Raw genomic sequence first — 24,612 nt, 5'->3', positions numbered from 1 at the left:
CAACACGGCTCAAGTAGGTGGCCCCTCTAGAGGGCACAATGAAACGGTCGAATTCGTTCGTCACCGCCGGGTTCGACGCCCTGCCGGCACGCATCGCTATCCTCGACGACGAGGGCGAGATCGTCTACACGAACGAGTCGTGGGACGCGTTCGGGGTCGAACAGGGACAGTCCGGGAACGCGGGCGGCATCGGACGAAACTACCTCGCGGTCTGCGACGGCAGCGACGATCCCGACGCAACGGAAGCGGCACGCGGGATCCGGGCCGTCGCGGCCGGCGAGTGCGAAGCGTTCACGCTCGAGTACCCCTGCCACACGCCGGAGGGGGACCACTGGTTCACGATGGAAGCGACGCCGTACGACCACGACGGCGACGAGTACGTCCTCGTCATGCACGTCGACATCACCGAGCGATACCGACTCGAGCAGCGAACGCAGGAACAGGCCGACCGGATGGAGTCGTTCGCGAAACTGCTCTCGCACGATCTGCGGAACCCGCTGTCGGTCGGACTGGCCCGCGCGGAGGCCCTCGAGTTGGACGACGCCGTCGACCTCGAGGAAACGGACGGCGATCGGAGCGCGCTGCGCTCGTCGCTCGAGCGTATGGAGTCGATCATCGACGACGCGCTCGTGCTCGTGACGACCGACCGCGTCGAGGAGACCGAATCCATTCCGCTCGCGACCGCGGTCGAAACCGCGTGGACGAACGTCCGGACCGGATCGGCGAGCGTGTCGGTCTCCGACGACGTCGCGATCCGCGCGAACGCCTCGCTCGCGAGCCACCTCTTCGAGAACCTCTTTCGGAATGCCGTCGAGCACGCGGGCGACGACGTCGCCGTCGAGATCGGGGTGCTCGAGACGGAATCCGGAGCCGACGCGGCCGGTGATCCATCGACCGGTGGGGAGAGACTCGAGCGGTCGAGTGCCGACTGGCGGACCGAACGGTCCGTACTCGACGGGTTCTACGTCGAAGACGACGGCCCCGGCATTCCCGTCGCGGCTCGCGATCAGGTGTTCGAGTCGGGATACTCGGCGGACGGCGGCTCCGGGCTCGGGCTCGCGATCGTCCGCGAGGTGGCCGACGCACACGACTGGTCGATCACGGTGACGGCGGGCCGCGACGGCGGCGCGCGGTTCGAACTGCGGGGCGTCTCGATGGGTGCACTCTAGCCGGACCTGACACGGTCCCGAAGAGTCATCAGCGAGTGACAACCACCGCGGCGCTTATTCCCGCGAATCTGGTCGAAGTGAGTGATATGAATCGACGGCGGTTTATCGGCGCACTCGCGGTCGGCGGCGTCGGCGCGGTCGCCGGCTGCCTCAGCGATACCGAGGCGACGACGTTTTCGGCGGCCCCGGCGCGCGTCTCCGAGGACGCGGCGGCGGAAGCCGGCTACGAGTACCGGGGGACGAAGAGATGGATCGACGAGACTGACGTTGGCGGCGAGACGGTCGAGGTGACGAGCTACTGTAGCGTCTACGACCGGTCGATCGACCTCCCGGCCGAGCAGTTCGGCGAGGAGCCGCTTCGAGCCGGTGCGTTCGGCGTGTTCGCGGCGCCGCAAGTCAGCGTCAGCGGCGAGGAGTTCGACCCCCTCGGCGAGTTCTCGAACAGACAGCTCGCGGAACGCGCCCAGAACCACTACGCGGACCTCGAGATCGTTCGCGCCGTCGGCGGCCGCGCGCTCGAGGCACTGGGCGAACGGTTTTCGCTCCAGTCGTACGAGGGGACGGCCACGCTACAGGAAACGTACGAGATCGGCGTCGTCCTCGACACCATCCAGCGAACGCACGAGGGCGATTACGTCGCGCTCGCCGCCGTCTACCCAACCGACGACGTTCTCTCGGGTGCGTCGGAGGAGGGCCGAATCGACACGCTGATTCGGGGGCTCGTCCAGTACGACGACCTCGAGGTCGAGATCGTCGAGGACGACGATACCGACGGGAGCGGCGACTAGAGACCGATCGCGGTCGCGAGCGAGAGCCCGCTCGCGAGCGCGCCGAGCAGATAGCCACCGATCGCACCGCCGTTGAGCAGCGGCAAGCCGGCGTGGGCTCGTCCCTCGAGCACCATGTACATGAGCACGAGCAGTCCGGCGATCGTTCCGAAGGCCGCGCCGAGTGCCGGCAGGTTCAACGCGAGACCGGGAACCGCGAGCGGGTCGACCTCGAGGAAGGCGGCCGCGCTGGCGACGAGGATCGTCGGAATAACGGCGTCCCCGAGGCCGATGAACAGCGCGTCGCGCTCGAGGGCCTCCGTCTCGGCATCGTCACTCGTCCCGGTTTCGGGATCCGCATTCGCAGTCGCGTCGTCGTCGACGGCGGTCTCGGCTCCGCCGTCCTCGAGGACGTCGTCCGTGCTGTCGGCGGCGAGATAGGAGTACGAGAGGGTCGTCGGCACGACGAGGACGACGGGAATCTTGAGATCCATCACGCCTTCGGCGAGGTCCAGCATGTGTTCGGTGCCGTAGACGCTGATCGCGTCGTAGACGGCGAGGACCGAGAGGAGGAGCAACGCCGGGAGGAGCCCGAAGCTGATGCCAAAGAGTGCGGCGGCACCGGCCCCCATCAACACGCCCGCGCTGTCGATGACGTACCACTCGGGATACCACAGCAGCGCCGCGCCGACGGCCAGCGAGGCGGCGATCGCGAGGGCGTCCGCGACGCCGCCCGAGACCATCGGTTCGACCAGCGGCGGGACGAGTTCGGCGAAGACGTACCACGAGATCATCACGCTGACGCCGACGAGCAGGAGCCTGATGAGGTGGTCGAGGTCGTACTTGAACGCCGCGAGCATGAGCCCGGTCGCGACGAGCATGACCCCGACGTAGAGGATACTGTTGGTCGGGTCCTCGGGGTTCTCGACTGCCTGGCGTTCCGACTCGGTGAACGGCTCGATCAGCGCCAGCGCACCGAGCTGGACGCCGAGAAACAGGAGGACCGTCACGCCGACGGCGGCGAGGATCCGGGTCCGGTCGTTCATAGCGCGGCGTTCGCACCCCGCTCCTATTGGTTTTTCCACTCCGAACTCGCAGCGAACCGAGCGGGAGTCCGGGCGGCGGAGCACCAGCCCCGACCGAGAGGTCCCCGCGAGACGAGCTACCGCGCGTACAGCGTCGAACCGACCAGCGACGGCAGGTGGACATCGTCGTCCGGTGTCACCGCCAGATACGGCCTCGAGACCGGACCGAAGACGTCGACGACGCGGCCGACCTCCTCGAGGGAGTCGTCGAGGACCATGGTGCCGATTTCGTCGCGGAACGCGTCGTCGCCGTCGCCGTCGGTCCCGTCAGCGTCGTCCGCCCGCAGGACGGCGAGGCCCTGTGCGGTGCGGACGACTGCGCCAACCCGGCGCATCTCACTCGCGCATCGCGACGACGTACGCCGCGACGGCCTGGACGAGGTCGTTTTTCGTTGAGTCGTCGGCCCCTCGGACGACGACCCGACCGCGGTCGGCCCACGGCTCCCGCGAGTAGGCTTTGTCCCGCTCGATCGTGGCGTCGTACCCGATCTGCTGGACGGCTTTCGCGATCTCGTCGACCGTCGGTTCCTCGACCGCCAGATCCTCGGCCACGCGCCGTCCCTCGGCCCGCGAGAGGGCCGCATCGAGATAGGCGGGCCAGATGACGTTCTCGACCATGCGCGTTGCTGGGAGGGCCGGCGAGTAAACCCTTTTCAAAACGATACGTCGACGGGCGACGCGAGATCGAACGGGGTCGCGAAACGGGACCCGCAACCGGCCAGCGGGTTATCGTCGACGGGCGACGAGACCGGCGAGGGCCAGAAGGGCGGCTAGCGCAGCGGGAACGCCGAATCCGGGAATGGCGCTTTCACCGCTCTCACCGCCGTCCGATTCGTTTTCCGTCTCGTTTCCGTCGTCACTGTACGCTTCGTCGACCGCCTCGAGATCGCCTTCGATCTCGCTGTAGATCTCGGGATGGACCTCCTCGACGATCGCTTCGATCGCGTAGACGACGTCGGGACCGGGCTGACTCATCGCGTTGTCGTCGACCGCAACGATGTTGTCCTCCTGAACGGCGGTCGTCTCCTGAAGATGCTCCGCCGTCGGTGGGGCATCCGTCCGGTCGGGATAGACGATCCACTCGGGATCCTCGTCGACGACGACCTCCGAGTTGAGCTGGACCCAGCCGCTCTCGCCGACTGCTGCGGCCAGGTTTTCCAGTCCCGCGGTGGTCATCACGTCGTGTTGGAACGTCTCCGTTCCGTGGGTATCTCCGTCTTCGCCGCCGTCGTAGTACGCGAGCGGCGCGGACTCGTTCTCGAGTGCGTTCTCGAAAACCTCGAGTCGCTCGTCCATCCAGTCGACCGTCTCCTCGGCGCTTTCGCAGTCGCCGGTCACCTGACCGGTCACGCGGACGTTCTCGCGGACGTCGTCGAGGGAGTTTGCGGTATCGAGGACGACGACCGTGATACCGGCTTCCTCGAGCGTCTCGAGGAGATCCTGATTGTACAGAGCGATGTTCCCGGCGAGGACGATGTCCGGATCGAGCGCGACGATCTCCTCGGCGACGGGCGTTACCCCGTCGTCACCGGTGATATCGGTTCGGTCACCGGCGTCGAGTGACTCGGTGTATTGGCTGACGGGCATTCCGACGACTTTGTCCTCGGCACCGATGGAGTAGGCGAGTTGTGCGTCGCCCGGATAGAGCGTCACGATCGAGTCGGGTTCGCTCTCGATGGTGACCTCCTCACCGGTCGCGTCGGTCATCGTCAGCGGATACTCACACTGTGCCCCCGAGTCCTGTACGCCGGTTCCGGTCGCGGCGTTCGCGCCGGCCGCGACGGGACCGATCGCAGAAACTGTTAGCAAAACAGTCAGTAGAACGAGTAGCTGTTGTCGCATCGTCGGTACATCTACCCTACTTCAACAAATATTTGTCTACTGCAATCGAATTTGTTATTTATGAAGCGATCGGTCCGAACAGCGGTGTGGTCGACGGGTCTCGCCCTCTTGCTCGTCGCCGTCGTCATCGGCAGCGCTGCGCTCGGACCGGTCAGAATCGAACCGCTAACGGTCGCGATGGCGATCCTCAACGGGATCGTCGTTCCGACCGGGCTCGAGAGCGGCACGGCCACCGTCCCCTACATCGGCTGGTCGGTACCAGTCCCGGGCCTCGAGTACTCGTCGGTGTTCTCGTTTTCGATCGACGGAACGCACCAGTTCATCGTGGTACAGATGCGACTGCCGCGGATCGTACTCGCGGCGACCGTCGGGTTCGCGCTCGCCGCTGCGGGGACGGTGATGCAGGGGTTCTTTCGCAACCCGCTCGCAGATCCCTCGATCATCGGCGTTTCGTCCGGCGGTGCGGCCGGTGCAGTCGCAGCGATCGCGTTTCCCGCCCTCGTTCCGTTCGGTAGCCTTCATCTCGCCGCGTTCGTCGGCGCGTTGACGACGGCGTTTCTCGTCTACGCCATTGCCACCGACGGCGGACGGACGCCGGTCGCGACGCTGTTGCTTGCGGGCGTCGCCGTGCAGGCGTTTCTCGGTGCCATGATTTCGTACATGCTCATCCACAGCGGCGACGGGCTCCGGGAGGCCGTCGTCTGGCTGATGGGGAGTCTGAGAGACCGCAGCTGGAGCGACGTCACGTTCGCACTGCCGGTGACACTCCTCGGTGGTCTCGTCCTGGCGACGTACGCGCGCGAACTCAATGTGCTCCTACTCGGCGAGGAGGACGCTCACCACCTCGGCGTCGAAGTCGAGCGAACGAAACTGCTCTTGCTCGCACTGGCAAGTATCGTCACCGCTGCGGGCGTCGCCGTCACGGGCGTTATCGGCTTCGTTGGCCTCGTTGTCCCCCACATCATGCGGCTGCTCGTCGGCCCCGATCACCGGATCCTGTTTCCGACGAGTGCCCTCGCAGGTGCCTCGTTTCTCGTCGTTGCCGATACGGTCGCGAGATGGCCGACCGGACCGACCGAAGTCCCGGTCGGCATCGTTACGGCAGCGCTCGGTGCGCCGTTTTTCCTGTTCTTGCTCACCCACCGGGAGGTACACTCGCTATGATCGGTTCCGTACGAGCGGAGACCGACGACGAACGCGGCTCGAGACTCGAGCCCGCGACGATCACCGTCGACGACTGCTCGCTGTCGTTCGGCGACCTCTCGGTACTCGAGGACGTCTCGCTCACGATCGAACCCGGCGAGTTCGTCGGCTTCGTCGGGCCGAACGGGGCCGGGAAGACCACGCTACTTCGACTCGTCAGCGGCGCGCTCGAGCCCGATTCGGGAACGGTCACGGTCGACGGCGTCGACGTTCACGGCGTGTCGTCGCGGGCCTCGAGCCGACTCGTCTCCGTCGTTCCGCAGGACACGACGCTCTCGTTTTCCTTCCCCGTGCGCGACGTCGTCGAGATGGGGCGGTATCCACACCGCTCGCGGTTCTCCCCGCCGACGCCCGGGGACCGCGCCGCGGTCGAGCGGGCACTCGAGCGGACGCGGACGGCCGAACTGGCCGAACGGCCGATCGACGAGGTCAGCGGCGGCCAGCGCCAGCGGGTCGTGCTGGCGCGCGCGATCGCTCAGGAGACGCCGGTCATGCTGCTCGACGAGCCGACGGCGAGCCTCGACGTCAACCACCAGGTCGAGACGCTCGAGCTGGTCCGCGAACTGGTCGACGAGGGGCGGACCGTGGTCGCCGCCATCCACGACCTGGACCTGGCGGCGCGCTACTGCGATCGGCTCGTGATGCTCGCCGACGGCTCGGTCGCACGAGACGGGCCACCCTCGAACGTGTTGACCGGCGGCGCGCTCGCGGCGTCGTTCGACGCGAACGCAGTCGTCACGCCGAATCCGGTGACGGGGACCGAAACGGTGACCGCCTTCGCCGCGGACCGCGAGGCGGCACCGCTCGCGGATCGCGTGCACGTGCTGGGTTCCGGGTCGACCGCCGCCGGCGTCGTCGCCCGACTCGCGGCTGCGGGAATCGCGGTCTCGCTCGGCCCCGTCTCGAGCGGCGACGCGGCGACCGAAACGGCGCGCTCGCTCGGCGTGGAGACGATCGAGGTCGACCCGTTCGCGGGGCTCTCGGCGGGAGACCGATCGGCCGTCGAGCGGTCGGTTCGGGACGCCGACGTCGCGGTACTCGCGGATTTCGTCGCCGGCGGCGGGAGCGAGGCGATTCTCGAGGCGCTCGACGAGTCGGTTCCGCTCGTCTGCGTCGAGACGCGGCCGTTCGCCGAGCGGAATTTCGCCGGGAAGGACGCTCGCGAGGGCTACGAAGCGTGTCGAGAACGGGCGAACAACTCGACCGTCGAGGGCGTGCTCGAGGCAATCGGCGACGCGAGCGCGGCCTCGTCGCAGTCGCAGTCACAGTCGCAGTCACGGTCGTCGAACGAATCGACTGCCGACGACTGACGACAGACGGCTGTCGACGGCCAAGACCGGATTACGCCGCCGACTCGAGAACGAAATCCGAGACGAGCGCCGAGCGCGTCGCGGCTGGCGACAGCGGAGCGGATCGGACGCCGCCTCAGCCAGGGATAGCGCTAATCCGGTGTTAGATGCCGCCGATCGAAACTCCACCCGGAATTAGACGTGCTCCGGGACTCGTTTCGATCGGCAAACCGTGCTCTACCTCGAGAAACGGGAGTGCGGCTTTTTCGCCGCTCGGGTTGCGAGCGCAACGTATGACCGGCACCAAGCAAACGCGACGAACCGCGCTCAGACTCCTCGGAGCGACGGCAGCGACCATCGGGCTGTCGTCGTCGGGATCCGCTCAGGAAAACGAGTCCGCGGACGGCGTCGGAGACCACGATCACAGCGACCACGACCACGACGACGATCACGGTGGCGGGAACGAGCGCACACTCGGGGAGACCGACCGGCAGCCGATCATCCTCGCCGGTCGAACCGCGTACTGGTACGGGATCGCCCCCGAAGAGATCGAAGGCGAGGAGAACCCGACGCTGAACCTCGCGGACGGGCAGGAGTACGACCTCGTCTGGATCAACGTCGACGGCGCGGAGCACGAGTTGCGCGTCGAATCCGAGGACGGCAAGGACCTCGAGGCATCCGACTCGTCGGAGACGGCGGGCGAAGTGGTGGTGCTGACGTTCGAGGCGAGCGAGGACGCCGCCGAGTACTACTGCGAGTACCATCCCGAAACGATGCGCGGCGGCGTCGAGTTCGACGGCGGGTTCGATCTCTCACCGAACGGGAACGGCAGCGATGGCGGGAACGAAACGGCACGGGAATCGGAAACCGAAACGGGCGACGGAGAGACCGGCTACTGATCGGTCCGCGGCGACGGCCCGGACTGGACGGTTTTTTACCCCTCCGCCACCGAGTGGCCGCCAATGACCGAGTACGACTACGAGGCCCTCGGACTCGTCGCCGGGCTGGAGATCCACCAGCAACTCGATACGGCGACGAAGCTGTTCTGCCAGTGTCCGACCGAGCTTCGCGAACCCGCGGCGTCGACCCGCTCGTTCACGCGCTACCTCCATCCCACCCGGAGCGAACTGGGCGAGCTCGACGACGCAGCCGTCGAGGAGAGCAAAGTCGAACGGGAGTTCGAGTATCTCGCGTACGACACGACCTGTCTCGTCGAGGAGGACGACGAACCGCCCCACCGGCTCGACGCGGAGGCCCTCGAGACGACCCTCGAGGTCGCGCAACTGCTGGACATGAGCCCCGTCGATCAGGCCCACGTCATGCGCAAGATCGTCGTCGACGGTTCGAATACGACGGGCTTCCAGCGCTCGTCGCTGATCGCCACCGACGGCGAGATCGAGACCAGCGAGGGGACCGTCGGCATCGAAGACATGCTGCTCGAGGAGGAGAGCGCCCAGCGAGTCGAAGAGACCGACGACGGAGTGCGCTACAGCCTCGATCGGCTCGGCATCCCGCTGGTCGAGATCGGGACGAGCCCGGACATCTCGACGCCGGCGCAGGCCCTCGAGGCGGCCGAACGAATCGGAATGTTGCTGCGGTCGACCGGCAAGGTCAAGCGCGGGCTGGGGACGATCCGACAGGACGTCAACGTCTCGATCGAGGAGGGCGCTCGCGTCGAGATCAAGGGCGTCCAGAGTCTGGACGACATCGACGACATCGTGCGAAACGAGGTCGCCCGACAGGCCGAACTCGTCGAGATTCGAGCCGAACTCGCGGATCGCGACGCGTCGGTCGGTGACGTGCAGGACGTGACCGGGGTCTTCGAGCACACCGACAGCGGCGTCATCGGTGGTGCGCTGAACAGCGGCGGGTCCGTGATGGCGGTGCCACTGTACGGCTTCGACGGCATCGTGGGTCGCGAGATCGCGCCCGACCGACGGCTCGGGACCGAGTTCTCCGACCACGCGAAGCGCCACGGCGCGGGCGGGATCTTCCATACAGACGAACTGCCCGCCTACGGCGTGACGCCCGACGAGGTCGAGGCGCTCCGCGAGGCCGTCAGCGCCGGCCCCGCGGACGCCGTCGCGATCGTCGCCGCGGACACCGACGTCGCGGAATCGGCCATCGACGCCGTCGCCGAGCGGGCGGCGACCGCACTCGAGGGCGTTCCCGAGGAGACCCGCGGCGCGAACGACGACGGGACGACCAGGTACCTGCGGCCGCTGCCCGGCGCGGCGCGGATGTACCCCGAGACGGACGTGCCGCCCGTCGAGCCGGATCCGAGCGAGGTGCCCGAACCCGAACTCCTGACCGAGAAGGTCGACCGGTATCAGGACGAGTACGACCTCGGCGAAGGACTGGCTGAACAGGTTGCCTACGGCGAGTACATGCCGCTGTTCGAGGACCTCGTCGCCGACGGGATCGATCCGACGCTCGCCGCAACGACGCTCGAGTCGACGCTGACCGAACTCCGGCGCGACGACGTCCCCGTCGAGAACCTCACCCGCGACCACCTCGAGGACGTCTTCACGATGGCCGAGGGTGGCGACCTCGCACGGGAGGGCGTCCCGGATCTGCTGACGGTACTCGCCGAGGAGCCGGACCGATCGGCGGCGGAAGCGGCCGACGCCGCCGGGCTCGGCTCGGCCGGCGAGGACGAGGTCCGCGAGGCCGTCGTCGAGGTCGTCGAACGGAACGAATCGCAGGTCGAAGCGGAGGGAATGCAGGCGTTTTCGGGGCTCATGGGCGAGTGCATGGGTGCGCTCCGCGGCAAAGCGGACGGCGACCTCGTGAGCGAACTCCTGCGCGAAGAGATCCAGAAGCGGGCGTAGGTCGCCTGCACTCGCATCCGCGGTCTCGCCGACGCCGGTTCTGCCGTCACCGCCCAGCCCATCGACCGCTACGTCTCGACCAGTTCTTCGAGCAGCGTCTCGAGGCTGTAGCTCTGGAGCGCGTCCCGTTCCTCGATCGCCGAGATGACGAACGTCGAATCGGTTCGGTCGACGCCCTCGAGCTGTTCGAACTCGGCGATCAGGCGTTCGACCATGCCGCTGTCGCTCAGGCGCGCGATGACGATGAAGTCCGTCTCGCCCATCGTGAAGTAGACGTTCGTGACCCCCTCGACGGTCAACAGCCGGTCCGCGAACGTCTCGTAGGAGCCCCGGTAGTCGGCGTGGACCTCGATCAACACGGTGACGCCGAGGCCGAGTTCCTCGAGGTCGATGTCGTAGCGGTCGTTCTCGATGATCCCCTCCTCGCGGAGGTTGTTGAGGCGATAGTGGATCGTCGAGATCGGAATGTCGGTCGCCTCGTGGAGCCGTTCGGGACTTCCGGTCTCGAGTTCGGCGATCGCCTTGAGGAGGCGTACGTCGCGGTCGTCCATGGAGCGGGGTTCGGTCGCGGCCAATATGTGTCTTCCGACGGATATGATTGGATATATCTACAACAGATACCTTCATTGTAGGGCCGTATTCGAAATACATTCATATGTGTGGTTTTTGATTCGGAGAAACGCGGTCGCTTGTAGAAGAGTCTAAATACGGTGGTGGTTTCCGAATCGAGTATGATTTCAGCCGATTCAATTCCAGAGGGGTACCGTGAAGCGGTGCTCTTTTCGATACTCGCGCTGTGCTGGGGGAGCTCGTTCGTCGCGATCGAGATTGGCCTCGAGTACGTTCCGCCGCTCCTGTTCGCCGGATTTCGATACGCGATCGCGGGCGCGATCGTCTTCGGATACGCGGCCGTCGTGAGCGATCGGATTCGACCGGTGGGCCGGGCGGAGTGGACGGCCGTCGCCGTCGCCGGCGTGTTCGTCATCGCGCTCTATCACGGGCTGTTGTACCTCGGCGAACTGTACGTCTCCGGTGCGGTGGCGGCGACCATCGTCAGCACGGCCCCAATCCTGACGGTGGCGTTCGCCGGCGTCTTGCTCCCCGAGGAACGGCTGGCACCCGCCGGTATCGCGGGCTTCGCGCTCGGTCTGGTCGGCGTGATCGCCGTCGTCCAGCCCGATTCGGTCGGTCTCGGCAGCGACGTCGCCGCCGGTGCCGTTCTGGTGTTCGGCTCGGCCGTCGCGTTCGCGCTCGGCGGCGTGCTCGTCCGGCCGATCGACTCGGCGCTTCCGATCGAGACGCTCCAGGCGTGGGCGATGCTGGTCGGCTCCGGCGTGTTGTTGGGATGGGCGTTTCTGCGCGGGGAATCGGTCGCCGCGATCGAACTCACGTCCGCCATGGTGCTCTCGTTCGGCTACCTGACCCTCGTCTCCGGCGCGTTCGCGTTCTTCCTCTACTTCGAACTGCTCGAGCGAACCGGGGCGACGCAGGTCATCCTCGTCAGCTACGCCGAACCGGTGGTTGCGATGGGCGTGAGCTGGATCGCGCTGGGACACCTCGTCGATTCGCTCACGCTCGTCGGGCTAGTGACGATCCTCGCCGGGTTCGTCGTCATCAAACGCGACGCGCTTCGCTCCCTGCTTCGCTCGGCGCTCGAGCGTCGCTCTACTACGGCCCCGTGAGCGACCCCGTCGCGAGGTGAGGGCGGTCGTCTCGGTTCGAGCGCGTTCACTCGGTTCGGACTGTCAGGCGACGAGGGTTGCTGCCGATATCTGCACCGTCGAAAAGGTTTATTGGCTCATCCATTGCCCGATCACGTGACCCATGATTGAAACGACCGATACCGATCCGGCGGCGCTGACCGTGGTGTGTCACGTACGCGCTCCGCTGTTGCTCGAGCCCATCGACGGGCAGATCGAGACGCTGCAGGCCTGCGAGGCCGAGGGCGCGATCGACGACCTGCTGCTTCGAAGCTGGCCCAAGGAGGTCGCGCTGTCCGAGGAGAGCCCCCATCAGGAAGTCCTCGAGAACTACGAGCGGTTCACGCAGTGGGCCGACGAGCGCGACGTGAGCGTCAGCCCGCCGTTCCGGGAGCGGTCGACGACCTCGCAGGTGACCGGCGAGACCCGCGAACGGCTCGTGACGCCGCTGCTGTGCCTCGAACTCTACGCCGACGACGAACTGATCGGCGTGTTCCCCCACTCGAACGAGACGACCGAGGAGACGTACACCACCGACGAGGCGATCGCCACCCTCCGAACCGGCGAGCTGCCGACGCCGCTCGGGTCGGTCGCCGATGCGGCACCCCTCGAGTCGACGACCGCGGACAGCTGCCCCGACTGCGGCGGCACGCTAATCGACGGGCAGGGGCTGTTCGCCTGTAGCGACTGCGGCTGGCTCGGGACCGTCAGTGAAACCGGGCGGCTCGCGTCGCAGTCGGGACGACCTGAACGAGCGCGCGAATCACCGATCGTAGAGAACTGAGAGACGAGGCGAACGGCGCGCAGGCGGGCGCTGACGGCTAGCGGTCGTCCGACGGGACGTCGATCCGGACTACTCGCGAGCGTACTCTCCCCGGTACTCGGCGTCGATTTCGACGCGCGAGCCGATCGTGACGACGTCGACCGTGTCCGCCTCCGTCCCGAGCGAGGACTCGAGACGCGCCTCGTCGATGCGGTCCTCGCTCTCGTAGGTGACGACGGCGCTGGCCGTCGCGGCCGCGTCCGTGTCGGTCACCGCGAGTTGCTGGTGGATGCCGTTCGCCCCCTCGACGGAATCGAACGTGAACTGGAGACTCTCGTCGTCGCTCGCCTGATCGTCCGAGAGGGTCTCCGAGGCGAATGCGTCGTCGTCGGTGTACAGACAGCACGCGATCCCGCCGTTCTCGCCCGCACGGAGCAGGCGTTCGAAGTCGTCGTCGGCCTCGTGTTTCGGCTCCCGATCGCCGGCCGCCGTCGCGACCGTTCGCTCGACGGCCGCGACGGGATCGAACGCCGAATCGCTTCCGTTCGGATACGAGTACGCGTACACGTCGTCCGAAACGCCGACGATCTCGCCGCTCTCGCTGTCGGCGTAGACGACGTACGGGTCCCCGTCGCTCTCGACGGTATAGCCCGCCGCCTCGAGGTCCGTCGCGAGGGACTCCCGATCGTACGAGCCGACGAGCGCGTAGACGCCGTCGGCGTAGACGAACTGTTCCTCGCCGTCGGCCGTCCGATTGTTGGCGACGTACGCGTCGAATCCGGCCGAGGCACCGAGCTGGGAGAGCCCGAACGAACAGAGGAGTGCGACGACGACCGGGTTGCCGACGAGCGGATCCGTCGGCTCCTCGCCCGCTTCGGCCCCCTCGTCACTGAGCAGCGTGTCCATCGTCCCGACGTCGATCGCCCCGTAGAAGTACTCCGAGGTGTCGTTCGTCGGGAGCACCGAGGCGTACGGCGGGAGGTCGCCGCTGATCGACTCGGTCTCGTCGCCGTTCCCGTTCTCGGTACCGTTGCCGTTCCCGTTCCCGTTCCCGTCGGAGGGTTCCGAACACCCAGCGAGAAGTGCCAGTCCTCCGCCCAGAAGACTCAGCGCCTTCCGTCGGTGAATCTCGGTCATCCCGTGGTGGTGGTTACTGAAGCCGTATTACTGTACTGGCCGGCGAGAGCGGCTGTTCTGACTGAAATGACACGTCTCGCACGCGCCATCAGTTACTCGGTCCCCACTCGAGCGAGGGGCGTCAGTTCTCGGCCGGCCGTTCGGTCGCCCGCCGGAGGAGCCCCAGGAGCGTGTTCGCCTCGCGTTCGGTCAGATCGGCCCGTCCGTAGATCCGCCGCAGCATCCGCATCGTCTTGTCGCGTTTCTCCGCGGGGTGGTTGATCTCCTCGAGCAGCGCCGCCCACTGGTCGTAGAGTCTATCGACGGTCGGCTCGGGGGCACGAACGCGCTCGAGATCGGGCAACTGCGTCTCGTCGAGGGTGAGCGATCGCAGTTCGTAGAGCGTGACGGTGGCGGCCTGTCCGAGATTGAGGACGGGGTAGTCCGCGCTCGCGGGGATCGAGCAGATCTCGTCGATCCGGGCGAGTTCCTCGTTCGTCAGCCCGACCCGCTCCCGGCCGAAGACGAGCGCGGTCGGCCCGTCGACCGTCGCCAACCGATCGGCGAGCGCGGCGGGCGTCGAATAGGGAAACCGGACGTGACTGCGGTCGTCCTCGTTGGTCACCGCCGTACAGCCGATCGTGTGGTAGGTCTCGGCGAGGTGATCGAAGCTGATCTCCTCGGCGTTCGGAAGCACGTCTTCTCGAGCGTGCCCGGCGTAGCCGTACGCCTCACCGTCGGGATCGAGCGCCGGCGGATCGACGAGCAGGAGGTCCTCGAAACCGAAGTTCTTCATCGCGCGGGCGATCGTCCCGACGTTACCGGGCGACTGCGCGTCGACGACGGCGACGGCGGGGAGCGTTCGACCGGGGTCGCGATCGGTCGCGGACGGCTCGTCGCTCATCGGTTCGGCTGTCGGGACTCGAGGCGAGCGGTGGTTCGTTCCCGTTCGATGTCGGATGGGGTGACGACGACTCCGGACGGAGACGCCGTGGCAGTGACCGTGTTCATACCCGACGGTCCGAGCGGGAACGCAAAAAGAAGCGCGTTGTTCTCGTCCTGGACGGCGCTCCGAAGACGGAAAGCGGGGGCGTGATCGCTGGTTCCGGATACCGTTCTGCTTGGTCCTTGGTTCGGTAGCTTCCGCTGGTCCACTCTTCGTCCTGTTCTCTCTGTTCTTCAACTTGGAACTAGAGAACTAGAGAACTAGAAGGACACTCGCTGCGTCGCAGATGACGCGTCGTAATCGAACTCCTGTGGTCTTCGATCGTAGCTCTTTCGCAGTCTCCCGTTTTTCCAGTTGCGTCGTTCCGTGGGAGGCGCTTTCCGTCGTTCCCGTGACCGTCGGGTTCGGCCGTCTCCTCGAGCAGTGTGAGAGGGACACACCCCCGTCGCGTTTGTAAGCGGATCTACGTGTGGGGGTCTCGTTTCGAAACACACCAGTATCGCGGATGTAAATTCGGGGCGATATAGCGCTCCAGATCGGAAAAACTCGAGATAAATCCCCAGCGCCCCACGCTATTGGTGTTACAAACGCGACGGGGGTGTGTGCCCCCCGTCGAATCGGAGAAGTATTCGTTCAGTCTTCGTTCGAGTCGGTTTCGACGGAGCCGTCCGAATTCTGTTCGCGTCCGGAAAACGGGATTCGATCTTCGAGACCAGATACAACGACCCTGCAGCCGTGCCGATATGGCGGATCTTACATCCGCGATGGGGGTGTCCGTCCCGGTACCCGTCACCGGACGTACAGTCCGAGACGGGGCACTTCGGTTTACTCACGTCGCCGTCGTCGGTCGCGGTTAGAAGCGCGAGGCCGGCGGCACGCGTTTCTCTCAGTCACGCGGCCGATACGTCCCGCTCGAGTCGCTCTGACGGACGGTTTACATCCGCGATCGATCCCCACATCTTTATTTCAGTTCAGTTGAAAGGGACCGGGTACTGCAATGTCCGCCAACGACGATCGAGACCCGCTCTTTCGGTACGACGATCCGGTCTTCGCCGACGAGCGCCTGCTCGAGATCACGCACCTGCCCGGGCCTGATCGGATCGTCGGTCGCGACGAGCAGATGCAACGGGTTGCGGACGCTCTGAACCCGGCGATATTCGGGAGCGAACCAAACCACCTGTTCATCTTCGGCAAGACCGGCACCGGTAAATCGCTCATCTCTCGGTCGGTCACGCAGCGCGTGATCACCGAAGCGCAGAACGACGACGTCACCGTGAAATACGCGTTCATCGACTGCGGCGAACAGAACACGGAGGCGTCGATCGTGAAGACGATCGCCCAGATCGTCAACGACCCCGACCAGAGCGGCGTTACCGTCCCCGACCGCGGCCTCGGGACCGGCGACTACTACAAACGCCTCTGGCAGGCCGTCGACCACTGTACCGACGTGACCATCGTCATTCTCGACGAGATCGATATGCTCGAGGACGACGAGGTCCTCCGGAAGCTCTCACGGGCCGGCGAGAACCGTCGCATCTCGGACTCGAGCATCGGTATCATCGGCATCTCGAACAAGATCGACTTTCCCGATCACCTCTCCGAACGCGTCAAGTCGAGCCTCTCGCGGGACGAACTCGTCTTCTCGCCGTACGACGCCAATCAGCTCGTCGAAATCCTGGAGAAGCGCCGCGACGCCTTCCACGATGGGGTGCTCTCCGACGACGTGATCCCGCTCACGGCCGCCCTCGCCGCCCAGGAACACGGCGACGCGCGCAAGGCGATCGACATCCTCCGGAACGCGGGCCGGATCGCGAAGAAGCGAAACGACACGCGGGTCACCGCCGATCACGTCCGGGACGCCAAGGAGAAGACCGAGGCGGATCGGTTCAACGAGTTGATCGAGGGCTCACCCCAGCAAGCCAAGGCGATTCTCTACTCGCTGACGCTGCTGACCGAAAACAGCTCGGAGAAGGAGTTCCCGACGAAGATCATCTACAACCAGTACAAGGAGGTCGCTCGCCGGCTCGACTTCGACGTGCTCTCGGAACGCCGCGTTCAGGAGATCCTGCAGGAACAGAACTTCCTCAACGTGATCCAGTCCGAACGGGAAGGGCGCGGCCGCGGTCGCGGCGCACACGCCAAACACCGCCTGCTCGAGAACCCCTCGATCGTCAAGAAAGTACTCCTGCGCGACTCACGGCTGGCCGTCCTCGAGGGCGAGGAGTGAGGCGTCGGCCGATCCGATAGCTGTGGTCCAGTCCGAACCGTATCGCGGTCCGCACGATACCCGACGGACCTGTGTTTTCCCAGGAATCGGCTTCTAGCATATAAATATCCCTATAGAACGAATATATCAAATAAAAAGTCCGAGTTCATGGGCATATGTCCTCCATATTCCCTGGGGAACGAGATTTTATAAACTACTGTGCCGATCTGCGAACTACCAGTAATGACGAATTTCGTGAAAGAGTTACAATCCGCAGTGCGGGCGAATCCGACGGCGACGGCGGTTGTGGGTGACGAACCGACGACGTATTCGTCGCTCTGGTCCGCGACCGATTCGTTCGCCGGCGCGCTTCAGGACAGGGAGATCGCGGCCGGCGACAGGATTTCGATTCACCTGTCCGATCCGCACTCGACTCTCGCCGCGATTTACGGATCTCTCAGAGCCGGCTGTGTCCCGGTTACTATGCCACAGCAGTACGAGAACAGGGACATCAGACGCGTCCTGAGCGAAACCGACTCGAAGGCGCTCGTGACGGATTCGAGTCCGATTATGACGCTCCTGACGAGCAGCGAAGCGTTGCGCGTGGCCATCACGGCCGACGCCGACACGCGAATGGGCGTCGCTCTCTCGACGGTGCTCGAGAACGACGGCATGAACGGCTCGAACTCGCGAACCGGCATCGACGTGGTCCGTCGGTCGGACGACGCGCCGGCGTTGATCGCCTACGTCGACCGGTACGAGGGAGACCCCCTGGCCGTCGTGCACACGCACGCGTCGCTACGAGCCGCTGCGACGGCGGAGACGCCGCTCTCCCGAACCGATGCGGATGGCGAGGTCGGGTCACACCGCAGTTCGCTTCCGCTCTCGAACCCGATCGAACTCATGTACGGCGCGAGCGCGACGCTCGTCGATGGCGGCCAGTATCGTCCGATCGAGACCCCCGACCCGGAATACGTCCGCTCGGTGCTCGAGACGACCGCGGCCGATCGAACGTTCGTCACCCCACGGCAGTACCGCGAGCTTCGAACGAGGGACCCGTCCGCCGGCGGCGGACTCCGCGTCGTGGAACCGGCGACGACTGCGGTCGGCGGTCAGTCCGGTGACCCTGGCGACTCCATCCGTCTCTGTGGGCTCCCGGAAACGGGCATCTCGCACGTTAGAACGCCAGCCGATATCGAATCAGGGACGATCGGTCGGCCGCTCCCCGGCGTTCGATCGCGCGTTCTCGAGGGAACGGACGGCGACGAACTCGCGGTCACCGGTCCGACCCTCATGGACGGCTACTTCGATCGACCGACGCTGACGGCCGAAACGACTGCGACGCTAGACGGGGACCGGTGGATCAAGACCGGTATCCCCGCTCGAGCCAGTGACGGTACCATCGTCCTCGAGACGGGTTCGGAACCCGCCGACCCCTCGTCGAGCCGGTAGCCGTCCCATCGGCGCGATAGCGGTTTCGCCGGAACCGCGGTACCTTTTTGCGTCGCATCCCCAGACGAGGTATGAACAGCGTCGACGCCGCCGGCTTGGGGATCGGGGACGACCACCCGCCCCGAATTATGGGTGTGCTGAACGTCAGCGAGGAGTCTCCCTACGACCCGAGCGTCTACGACGACCCCGGCGAGGCGGCCAGGTACGTCGACGAGTCTCTGATCGGAGAGGGAGCCGACATCGTCGACGTCGGTCTCGAGTCCGCGAACAAACGGTTCGACGTGCTCTCCGCCGAGGAGGAACTCGACCGACTCCACATCGCCCTCGACACCATCGAGAGCGTCTCCGGGGACGCGATCTTCTCGATCGAGACGCGCTACGCCGAGGTCGCCGACGAGGCGCTCTCCCGAGGGTTCGAGATGGTCAACGACATCTGCGGGTTCGCCGATCCCGAGATGCCGGCGGTCTGCGAGGACCACGACATCGCCGTCGCGAAGATGGCGAGTCCCCCGGACCTCGAGCGGCCGGGGGCCGTCGAGGAGACCGACTGGGCGGCCCGGAAGTCGCCCGCGTGGGCGGCCGAGGCGGACTACGTCGATCAGGTCTACGAGGCGCTGAAACAGAACGGGCTGACGGACAAGACGATCGTCGATCCCGCGTTCGGAAGCTGGAGCGAGGCGCAGACGCTCGCCGACGATCGCGAGACCTTCCGTCGTCTCCGCGAGTTCCGGGCGCTCGGGCGGCCGATGCTGATCTCGATCAACCGGAAGAACTTCCTCGGCGAGATCGCGGGCAGAGAGACCGACCGACGACTCCCGGTCAGCCTCGCAGCGACCTCGATGGCCGTCGAACGCGGCGCGCACGTGATTCGAACCCACGACGTGGCGGAAACGCGGGACGCGGCGCTGATCGGGAAGGCATTCACCGAGCGCCGGCGCGTAACCCTCGACGACGTCACGATCTCCCACCTGGACGTCGACTCGACTCGCGAGTTCCGAGCCCAGCTCGTGGAGCGGGGGATCGATCCCGCGTTCGCCGACGACTGGCAGGCCCAGCTCCTCGAGATCGACGGCCTCGAGGCCGGTGCGGGCGAGCGACTGACCACGATCGCGGCGGAACACGGTGCGGTCGTCCACCGGACGTCCGACGGACGCCTCCTGCTCATGGGGTCGACCACATCCGTTTCGGACGTTTCAGATCGCCTCGCGGACGAAAACGGGCCCTTCGGCGGACTCGGAGAGAAGCTGTCAGAGCTACTGCGTTAAGAGAAAGCTTATGCCGGATGCTTCGAAATGGGGGAGTGGACGCCGGGCGGCCTCCCGGGTAGGGGTACTTTGGAGGCGACCCCCGGCCCACAACACGGAATTATTGTGGTCCTACGTTGCCCAGTGACGTCTGGGTTCGCCGCGACGCCGTAGCTGCCGCGTTGTCTCCACGAGACCGAACACACAAACGGATACAGCGCCGAGCACGAGTCGAGAATGGAGTTCGACGAGTGGGAACCCGTCTACGAGGCGATCCTCCGGGATTTCGGGTACGACCGAACCGGCGACGAGCGAGGGCGTGACCGCCTCGCGTCCACCCTCGAGGACGCGTTCGAGCCCGCCGACCTGGCGATCGGCCCCGCGACGAGCGTCGCCGTGGCGGGGGCCGGACCGTCGCTCGAAACCGACCGCGACCTCGAGCGCACCCGTGCGGCCGATTTCGTCGTCGCCGCCTCCACGGCCGTCGATACCCTCGCGAGACACGGGATCGACGCCGACTGCATGGTCACCGACCTCGACAAGAACCCGGAGACGGTCGTTCGGCTCACGTCGCGGGGCGTTCCGGTCGCCGTGCACGGACACGGTGACAACTGCGAGGCGATCCGAACCGTCGTCCCGGACTGCGACCACGAGTTCGTCCTGCCGACGACGCAGGCCGAACCGCGAGACCCGGTCCGGAACCTCGGCGGTTTCACCGACGGCGACCGCGCGGCGTTTCTCGCCGATCACCTCGGCGCTGCCGACCTCACGTTCGTCGGCTGGGACTTCGACGACCCCGCGGTCGACGCCGCGAAGGCGCGGAAACTCGAGTGGGCCGAGCGTCTCCTCTACTGGCTCGAGTCGCGCCGGGGCGAGCGGTTCGCGGTGCTCGACGGGCGACGAGACGCGATCGAGACGACGGCCCTGCCGCTCGAGTAGACTCGGGGCTCGGCGTCCCCGTCGTTTCCGTTCGATCGTCCCTCCCGTCGTTCGATTGTCGCTCCGTTCGATCTCCGGACGACCGACCACCCGGCCGCAGCTATCGGCCGGCGGTCACCCGATTCGATACTCGACGACATCGCTGCAGCCACAGGACGGACAGTCCGCGAGCGTCGACTCGAGGGTGGTCCCGCACCGACGACACTCCTCGATGACCGTTCGGTCGTCGCATCTCAACAGGACCGTCTCGAGCGCTTTCCGCATCGTCGACCGCGTCGTTGAACCGTTCTCCAGACCCCTCATAGCCGCACAGTTTCGCGTGTCACAATTCGTTATTGCCTCGTTACGGAGACTGACACGGAAACCGATCGGTCGACGGCGCGGTAATCAGTGCCTAGAGCCGCAACTCCCGCGCGTTCGCGGCGCTCGGCCGACGGCTCGTCCCGGCCGACGGCTCGTCCCGGCCGACTCGCCCTCGACGCGGTCGGCCCGCCCAATCGGCCGCGTGCCGCGCGACGGCGTCCGGACGTTCCACGGGAACAACAGTTAAGATGGAGAGGGAACCACGATACGACGTGGATCAACGCATCATCGCTACGACGCCGTTTCTCGTCTACCTGATGCTCTGCGGGCTGTTCGCGCTCGCTCAGTCGACGGTGGGTGCCCCGCTCACGCAGGGCCAACCGGCGTTTCTGGCGATCGTCGGGTTCCTCGGTCCGCTGATGGCGATCGGGTTGATCTGGGTCCGAAACTACACGTACGGCGCGCCGGCTCTGGTCTCGACGATGCTCACGACCGGCTGGTTCGTCGCGTATTTCTTCTTCGTTCACGACAATCCGGCGAACGTCTTTGCCGTCTCCGGCGAGGGTGCAACCGCCTTTCTGGTCGCCGCAGGCGGTGTGATCGTCGGCTCGCTGCTCACCGCCGGCGTCGGCTGTTGGCTCTGGTACCGTGAGAGCGCGGAATTCCGCTCGGCAGTCGATAGGCTCGCCGGGCCGTCGGATTCGCGGCACTGATCGGCGGTCCTCGGCGATCACCGGTCGAACGCGACGAGGCCGATCGTCTCCCGCCACGGCTCGTCGAATGCGGCTAGAACAGTTCCTCGAGTTCGTCGCCGGTGTCCATCAGCGACTCGAACTCCGATTCGGCGCTCGCGCGGACTTCTTCGGTCCGTTCCTGGGCCTCGATCGCGACCTCTCGCAGGTGATCGATTCGCGGGACCTCGGTCACGCCCGAGAGGACGACGATCGCGCCGACCTCGTCCCGAGTCGTCGTCGGGAAATCGCCGCCGCGGATCTCCATGCTCCCGGTCTCCTCCTCGAGCCACTGCCGGCCGTGCTCGATCCCCTTGCGGTTGAGATAGCGGGGTGGCCCGGCGGCGACGACCAGACCGCGATCGGCGCTCGAGACGTCACACGGGAGCGTGAGCCGTCCGAGAGTGGCCTTGCGGATGAGGCTGCTCATCCGGTTCGTCGTCGAGCCCTCGATCTCTTCTTCCCCGCCCGTCAGCGAGGAGAACAGTCCGCTCCCGGCGTCCAGTGACGAGAGCACGCCGCGGTCGTTCGTTTCGACCGTTTCGCTGGCGTAGCCGATCGTCGTGATGCCGTTCGTGAGGGTGTTGATGATCTCCGAGGAGTCGACGACGCTCTCGGCGACGTGATCGCCCTGTGTGACCTCGCCCGCGGCGAACAGGAGCCCGATCCGCTCGACGATCTCGCGGTTGATGTGGTCGTATCCGCCCTGGACGGACTCCCCGGCGCTCCGCCAGACGTCGTTGTCGAACAGCAACAGGTTGTCGACCTCGTCGACGAACGTCTGGAACGATCTGGCGGCGTTGAGGGTGTAGATTCCCCCTTCGTTCGTCGCGGGGAGAATCCCGAGTCCGTACACGGGATCGGTGTAGATCCGCTGGAGGTGTTTCGCGAGGACCGGTGCGCCGCCCGAACCGGTCCCACCACCCATGCCGGCGACGACGAGAAACGCGTCGATCTCGTGGATCGAGACGCTGTCGAGCGCTCGATGGATCTCATCGCTGTCGGATTCGGCGATCTCCGCGCCGAGTTCGTTGTCCGCGCCAACGCCGTGGCCCTTTACCCGCGCCTCCCCGATGAGGACGCGGTTCTCCCGGGGAACGCGCTCGAGCCCCTGGAGGTCGGCCGTCGCGGAGTTGACCGCGATCGCTGATTCGATAAAGCCCCCGTCGATACGTTCGTCGAACGCGAGGAACTCGTCGACTACCTTCCCCCCTGCCTGACCGAAGCCGATGAGTGCGAGTTTCATAGGTGTCTTTCGTGGACGTTCTCCGACGCACCGGACCAACCGAGCGATCGACGATGCGACCGGGTCGGAAACGCCTTCTACACGACGAGACGTGATGGAACAAACATTGTTATGGACTCTATAGATCCGATGAAAATAGTTTCATGACTCATTAACAGTCACGGAAGTGGACAGATCGGCCACGTGTAGACTCCCCCGCAGGAACGGTGACGCCGCCGTCGACGAAAGCGGTCGTATTTCGTCTCGAGACGCTGATAACAGATCACAGCGACGACGACTCGACGATCGTCGGTCGCCGGTATCCGGACGTTTTCGGTCGTCCGGAACCACTGGTCGAGCGTGATCGTCCACTGGCACCGTCGTGATCTCCGAGCGAGCGACAACCGCGGCCTCGCACGCGCCCTGGCCACCGGCGAGCCGGTCGTCCCGCTGTTCGTCCTCGATCCGACCGTCCTCGAGCACGCCTCGCCCATCCGGGTCGCGTGTCTGCTCGAGGCGCTCGACGACCTCCGGACGTGGTACCGGGACCGTGGAAGCGACCTGCTCGTCGCTCGCGGCGAGGCGAGCGCGGTCGTTCCGGCGGTCGCTGCGACGTACGACGCCGGAACGGTCGTCTGGAACGAGGATTACAGCGGTCTCGCTCGGGAACGCGATCGAGCGGTCCGTGCGGCGCTCGAGGACGGCGGAATCGCGGTCGACACGGTTCACGACGCGATCCACCACGAACCGGGGTCGATCACGCCGAATCAGGGCGACCATTACGCCGTGTTCTCCTACTTCTGGAAGAAGTGGCGGGATCGCGACAAGCGCGAGCCGGTCGACGCGCCCGATGCGGGTGATCTCGCGGACGTTACGGGCGATCCGATCCCGTCGCTCGCGGCCCTCGGGTTCGACGAGCCCGACGCCACGCCGCAGACGGTCACGACGACGGCGGCCCGAGAGCGGGTCGCGGCGTTTTGTTCGGGGCCGATCTACCGATACGCCGACGACCGCGACTACCCGGCCGCCGGCGGAACCTCGCGACTCTCCCCCCACCTCAAGTGGGGGACGATCGGTCCGCGGGAGCTGTACGCGGCGACCGAGCGGGCGGCCCGGCGGGCCGAAGCGACCGACGACCGCGAGAGCGTCCGGGCGTTCCAGCGCCAGCTCGCCTGGCGCGAGTTCTACGCCCACGTCCTCGCGTTCAACCCGGCGATCGTAACCGAGAATTTCGACGGGTACGAACACGAGATCGAGTGGCGCGACGACCCCGACGAACTCGAGGCGTGGAAAGCCGGCGAGACGGGCTATCCGATCGTCGACGCGGGGATGCGCCAGCTCCGGACGACGGGGTGGATGCACAACCGCGTGCGGATGCTGGTCGCGTCCTTCCTGACGAAGGATTTGCTCCTCGATTGGCGGGTCGGCTACGACTGGTTCCGGCGGCTGCTCGCGGATCACGACACCGCGAACGACGTCGGCGGCTGGCAGTGGGCGAGTTCGACCGGCACCGACGCTCAGCCGTACTTTCGGGTGTTCAACCCGATGAAACAGGGTCGCGAGTACGACCCCGACGCGGAGTACATCCGTACGCACGTCCCCGAACTCGCCGACGCGAGCGCCGACGAGATCCACGGCTGGCACGACCTCGAGCCCGAACAACGGGAGCGAGCCGCTCCCGGGTATCCGGCACCGATCGTCGATCACGCCGAGCGTCGCGAACGAGCGATCGAGCTATTCGAGCGGGCCCGCGGTGAGTCGTCGGAGTGATGACTGAGCGACGGCGGTGTCGCAGCCACCG

At 66.1% G+C, this 24,612-nt stretch carries 23 protein-coding genes; 14 read left to right on the top strand and 9 right to left on the bottom strand.

What is annotated here, in order from left to right; translation table 11 throughout:
* Window positions 1-38 precede the first annotated feature (38 nt).
* Together BMX07_RS05560 and BMX07_RS05555 are read left to right on the top strand one after the other, a co-directional pair.
* The gene (locus tag BMX07_RS05560) at window positions 39-1,169 is read left to right on the top strand and encodes a sensor histidine kinase (RefSeq protein ID WP_090615073.1); all 1,131 of its coding nucleotides are present in this window, start codon (window positions 39-41) and stop codon (window positions 1,167-1,169) included.
* Between the two features lie 86 nt (window positions 1,170-1,255).
* Entirely contained in the window at window positions 1,256-1,957 is a 702-nt protein-coding gene (locus tag BMX07_RS05555) for a DUF6517 family protein (protein ID WP_090615070.1), read from the top strand.
* Here the strand turns inward: BMX07_RS05555 and BMX07_RS05550 are convergent.
* The 4 genes from BMX07_RS05550 to BMX07_RS05535 all read right to left on the bottom strand — a co-directional run bounded on the left by BMX07_RS05550 (window position 1,954) and on the right by BMX07_RS05535 (window position 4,863).
* On the bottom strand, window positions 1,954-2,982 hold the full coding sequence (locus tag BMX07_RS05550; protein WP_090615067.1) for a presenilin family intramembrane aspartyl protease PSH: 1,029 nt from the start codon (window positions 2,980-2,982) through the stop codon (window positions 1,954-1,956). The two genes, BMX07_RS05555 and BMX07_RS05550, sit on opposite strands and share 4 nt — an antisense overlap.
* 116 nt (window positions 2,983-3,098) lie before the next feature.
* Entirely contained in the window at window positions 3,099-3,356 is a 258-nt protein-coding gene (locus BMX07_RS05545) for an H/ACA ribonucleoprotein complex subunit GAR1 (RefSeq protein WP_090615064.1), read from the bottom strand.
* Window position 3,357: 1 nt separating this feature from the next.
* Complete coding sequence (gene srp19, locus BMX07_RS05540) at window positions 3,358-3,639, bottom strand: signal recognition particle subunit SRP19 (RefSeq protein WP_090615060.1); 282 nt, start codon at window positions 3,637-3,639, stop codon at window positions 3,358-3,360.
* Between the two features lie 108 nt (window positions 3,640-3,747).
* On the bottom strand, window positions 3,748-4,863 hold the full coding sequence (locus BMX07_RS05535; RefSeq protein ID WP_090615057.1) for a PGF-CTERM-anchored ABC transporter substrate-binding protein: 1,116 nt from the start codon (window positions 4,861-4,863) through the stop codon (window positions 3,748-3,750).
* A gap of 60 nt (window positions 4,864-4,923) precedes the next feature.
* Between BMX07_RS05535 and btuC the strand changes: the two genes are divergently transcribed.
* The 4 genes from btuC (at window position 4,924) to gatE (ending at window position 10,186) form a co-directional block, all read left to right on the top strand.
* Window positions 4,924-6,027: a vitamin B12 ABC transporter permease BtuC gene (gene btuC, locus BMX07_RS05530; protein ID WP_090615053.1), complete on the top strand. Its 1,104-nt coding sequence runs from the start codon at window positions 4,924-4,926 to the stop codon at window positions 6,025-6,027.
* A complete protein-coding gene (locus BMX07_RS05525; protein WP_090615050.1) occupies window positions 6,024-7,376 on the top strand; it encodes an ATP-binding cassette domain-containing protein in 1,353 nt (450 codons plus the stop codon). Before btuC ends, BMX07_RS05525 begins: the two co-directional genes overlap by 4 nt.
* Before the next feature lie 272 nt (window positions 7,377-7,648).
* Window positions 7,649-8,254 (top strand): cupredoxin domain-containing protein, encoded by a 606-nt coding sequence (locus BMX07_RS05520; RefSeq protein WP_090615047.1) that lies wholly within the window; start codon window positions 7,649-7,651, stop codon window positions 8,252-8,254.
* A gap of 63 nt (window positions 8,255-8,317) precedes the next feature.
* On the top strand, window positions 8,318-10,186 hold the full coding sequence (gene gatE / locus BMX07_RS05515) for a Glu-tRNA(Gln) amidotransferase subunit GatE (protein ID WP_090615045.1): 1,869 nt from the start codon (window positions 8,318-8,320) through the stop codon (window positions 10,184-10,186).
* A gap of 68 nt (window positions 10,187-10,254) precedes the next feature.
* Here gatE and BMX07_RS05510 read toward each other — a convergent pair whose 3' ends face one another.
* Window positions 10,255-10,737, bottom strand: coding sequence for an Lrp/AsnC family transcriptional regulator (locus BMX07_RS05510; RefSeq protein ID WP_090615042.1), 483 nt, complete (start codon window positions 10,735-10,737; stop codon window positions 10,255-10,257).
* A gap of 180 nt (window positions 10,738-10,917) precedes the next feature.
* Between BMX07_RS05510 and BMX07_RS05505 the strand changes: the two genes are divergently transcribed.
* Both BMX07_RS05505 and BMX07_RS05500 read left to right on the top strand, forming a co-directional pair.
* Window positions 10,918-11,868 carry a DMT family transporter gene (locus BMX07_RS05505; RefSeq protein WP_090615039.1) on the top strand — a complete coding sequence of 317 codons (951 nt, stop codon included), beginning with the start codon at window positions 10,918-10,920 and terminating at the stop codon, window positions 11,866-11,868.
* Between the two features lie 142 nt (window positions 11,869-12,010).
* Window positions 12,011-12,670, top strand: coding sequence for an HTH domain-containing protein (locus BMX07_RS05500; protein ID WP_090615036.1), 660 nt, complete (start codon window positions 12,011-12,013; stop codon window positions 12,668-12,670).
* A 69-nt stretch (window positions 12,671-12,739) separates the two neighbouring features.
* On the opposite strand, the gene BMX07_RS05495 is transcribed toward BMX07_RS05500, so the two are convergent.
* Window positions 12,740-13,786 carry a hypothetical protein gene (locus BMX07_RS05495; RefSeq protein WP_090615032.1) on the bottom strand — a complete coding sequence of 349 codons (1,047 nt, stop codon included), beginning with the start codon at window positions 13,784-13,786 and terminating at the stop codon, window positions 12,740-12,742.
* A gap of 121 nt (window positions 13,787-13,907) precedes the next feature.
* The gene (locus tag BMX07_RS05490; protein WP_090615029.1) at window positions 13,908-14,669 is read right to left on the bottom strand and encodes an RNA methyltransferase; all 762 of its coding nucleotides are present in this window, start codon (window positions 14,667-14,669) and stop codon (window positions 13,908-13,910) included.
* A 1,039-nt stretch (window positions 14,670-15,708) separates the two neighbouring features.
* Between BMX07_RS05490 and BMX07_RS05485 the strand changes: the two genes are divergently transcribed.
* The 4 genes from BMX07_RS05485 (at window position 15,709) to BMX07_RS05470 (ending at window position 20,552) form a co-directional block, all read left to right on the top strand.
* Window positions 15,709-16,938 carry a Cdc6/Cdc18 family protein gene (locus BMX07_RS05485; protein WP_090615025.1) on the top strand — a complete coding sequence of 410 codons (1,230 nt, stop codon included), beginning with the start codon at window positions 15,709-15,711 and terminating at the stop codon, window positions 16,936-16,938.
* Between the two features lie 222 nt (window positions 16,939-17,160).
* The gene (locus tag BMX07_RS05480) at window positions 17,161-18,369 is read left to right on the top strand and encodes a class I adenylate-forming enzyme family protein (protein WP_090615022.1); all 1,209 of its coding nucleotides are present in this window, start codon (window positions 17,161-17,163) and stop codon (window positions 18,367-18,369) included.
* 71 nt (window positions 18,370-18,440) lie between these two features.
* On the top strand, window positions 18,441-19,634 hold the full coding sequence (gene folP, locus BMX07_RS05475) for a dihydropteroate synthase (protein WP_090615019.1): 1,194 nt from the start codon (window positions 18,441-18,443) through the stop codon (window positions 19,632-19,634).
* Between the two features lie 216 nt (window positions 19,635-19,850).
* Entirely contained in the window at window positions 19,851-20,552 is a 702-nt protein-coding gene (locus tag BMX07_RS05470) for a 6-hydroxymethylpterin diphosphokinase MptE-like protein (protein ID WP_090615016.1), read from the top strand.
* A 114-nt stretch (window positions 20,553-20,666) separates the two neighbouring features.
* On the opposite strand, the gene BMX07_RS05465 is transcribed toward BMX07_RS05470, so the two are convergent.
* On the bottom strand, window positions 20,667-20,855 hold the full coding sequence (locus BMX07_RS05465; protein ID WP_090615013.1) for a hypothetical protein: 189 nt from the start codon (window positions 20,853-20,855) through the stop codon (window positions 20,667-20,669).
* 272 nt (window positions 20,856-21,127) lie between these two features.
* Between BMX07_RS05465 and BMX07_RS05460 the strand changes: the two genes are divergently transcribed.
* On the top strand, window positions 21,128-21,568 hold the full coding sequence (locus BMX07_RS05460; RefSeq protein WP_090617161.1) for a hypothetical protein: 441 nt from the start codon (window positions 21,128-21,130) through the stop codon (window positions 21,566-21,568).
* Between the two features lie 73 nt (window positions 21,569-21,641).
* On the opposite strand, the gene BMX07_RS05455 is transcribed toward BMX07_RS05460, so the two are convergent.
* A complete protein-coding gene (locus BMX07_RS05455) occupies window positions 21,642-22,832 on the bottom strand; it encodes a tubulin/FtsZ family protein (protein WP_090615010.1) in 1,191 nt (396 codons plus the stop codon).
* A 339-nt stretch (window positions 22,833-23,171) separates the two neighbouring features.
* Here BMX07_RS05455 and BMX07_RS05450 point away from each other — a divergent pair, with 339 nt between their 5' ends.
* Window positions 23,172-24,581: a cryptochrome/photolyase family protein gene (locus tag BMX07_RS05450; protein ID WP_090615007.1), complete on the top strand. Its 1,410-nt coding sequence runs from the start codon at window positions 23,172-23,174 to the stop codon at window positions 24,579-24,581.
* Window positions 24,582-24,612: the final 31 nt, after the last annotated feature.

This window comes from Natrinema salaciae, from assembly GCF_900110865.1.
Lineage (GTDB): Archaea > Halobacteriota > Halobacteria > Halobacteriales > Natrialbaceae > Natrinema > Natrinema salaciae.
The sequence above is the reverse complement of the archived record's forward strand: the minus strand, read 5'-3'. Positions and strand labels throughout refer to the sequence as shown.

Bases quoted from the DNA above. Each gene is read 5' to 3' on its own strand.
- BMX07_RS05560 (WP_090615073.1), top strand. From the start codon at position 39: ATGAAACGGTCGAATTCGTTCGTCACCGCCGGGTTCGACGCCCTGCCG.
- BMX07_RS05555 (WP_090615070.1), top strand. From the start codon at position 1,256: ATGAATCGACGGCGGTTTATCGGCGCACTCGCGGTCGGCGGCGTCGGC.
- BMX07_RS05550 (WP_090615067.1), bottom strand. From the start codon at position 2,982: ATGAACGACCGGACCCGGATCCTCGCCGCCGTCGGCGTGACGGTCCTC.
- BMX07_RS05545 (WP_090615064.1), bottom strand. From the start codon at position 3,356: ATGCGCCGGGTTGGCGCAGTCGTCCGCACCGCACAGGGCCTCGCCGTC.
- srp19 (WP_090615060.1), bottom strand. From the start codon at position 3,639: ATGGTCGAGAACGTCATCTGGCCCGCCTATCTCGATGCGGCCCTCTCG.
- BMX07_RS05535 (WP_090615057.1), bottom strand. From the start codon at position 4,863: ATGCGACAACAGCTACTCGTTCTACTGACTGTTTTGCTAACAGTTTCT.
- btuC (WP_090615053.1), top strand. From the start codon at position 4,924: ATGAAGCGATCGGTCCGAACAGCGGTGTGGTCGACGGGTCTCGCCCTC.
- BMX07_RS05525 (WP_090615050.1), top strand. From the start codon at position 6,024: ATGATCGGTTCCGTACGAGCGGAGACCGACGACGAACGCGGCTCGAGA.
- BMX07_RS05520 (WP_090615047.1), top strand. From the start codon at position 7,649: ATGACCGGCACCAAGCAAACGCGACGAACCGCGCTCAGACTCCTCGGA.
- gatE (WP_090615045.1), top strand. From the start codon at position 8,318: ATGACCGAGTACGACTACGAGGCCCTCGGACTCGTCGCCGGGCTGGAG.
- BMX07_RS05510 (WP_090615042.1), bottom strand. From the start codon at position 10,737: ATGGACGACCGCGACGTACGCCTCCTCAAGGCGATCGCCGAACTCGAG.
- BMX07_RS05505 (WP_090615039.1), top strand. From the start codon at position 10,918: ATGATTTCAGCCGATTCAATTCCAGAGGGGTACCGTGAAGCGGTGCTC.
- BMX07_RS05500 (WP_090615036.1), top strand. From the start codon at position 12,011: ATGATTGAAACGACCGATACCGATCCGGCGGCGCTGACCGTGGTGTGT.
- BMX07_RS05495 (WP_090615032.1), bottom strand. From the start codon at position 13,786: ATGACCGAGATTCACCGACGGAAGGCGCTGAGTCTTCTGGGCGGAGGA.
- BMX07_RS05490 (WP_090615029.1), bottom strand. From the start codon at position 14,669: ATGAGCGACGAGCCGTCCGCGACCGATCGCGACCCCGGTCGAACGCTC.
- BMX07_RS05485 (WP_090615025.1), top strand. From the start codon at position 15,709: ATGTCCGCCAACGACGATCGAGACCCGCTCTTTCGGTACGACGATCCG.
- BMX07_RS05480 (WP_090615022.1), top strand. From the start codon at position 17,161: ATGACGAATTTCGTGAAAGAGTTACAATCCGCAGTGCGGGCGAATCCG.
- folP (WP_090615019.1), top strand. From the start codon at position 18,441: ATGAACAGCGTCGACGCCGCCGGCTTGGGGATCGGGGACGACCACCCG.
- BMX07_RS05470 (WP_090615016.1), top strand. From the start codon at position 19,851: ATGGAGTTCGACGAGTGGGAACCCGTCTACGAGGCGATCCTCCGGGAT.
- BMX07_RS05465 (WP_090615013.1), bottom strand. From the start codon at position 20,855: ATGAGGGGTCTGGAGAACGGTTCAACGACGCGGTCGACGATGCGGAAA.
- BMX07_RS05455 (WP_090615010.1), bottom strand. From the start codon at position 22,832: ATGAAACTCGCACTCATCGGCTTCGGTCAGGCAGGGGGGAAGGTAGTC.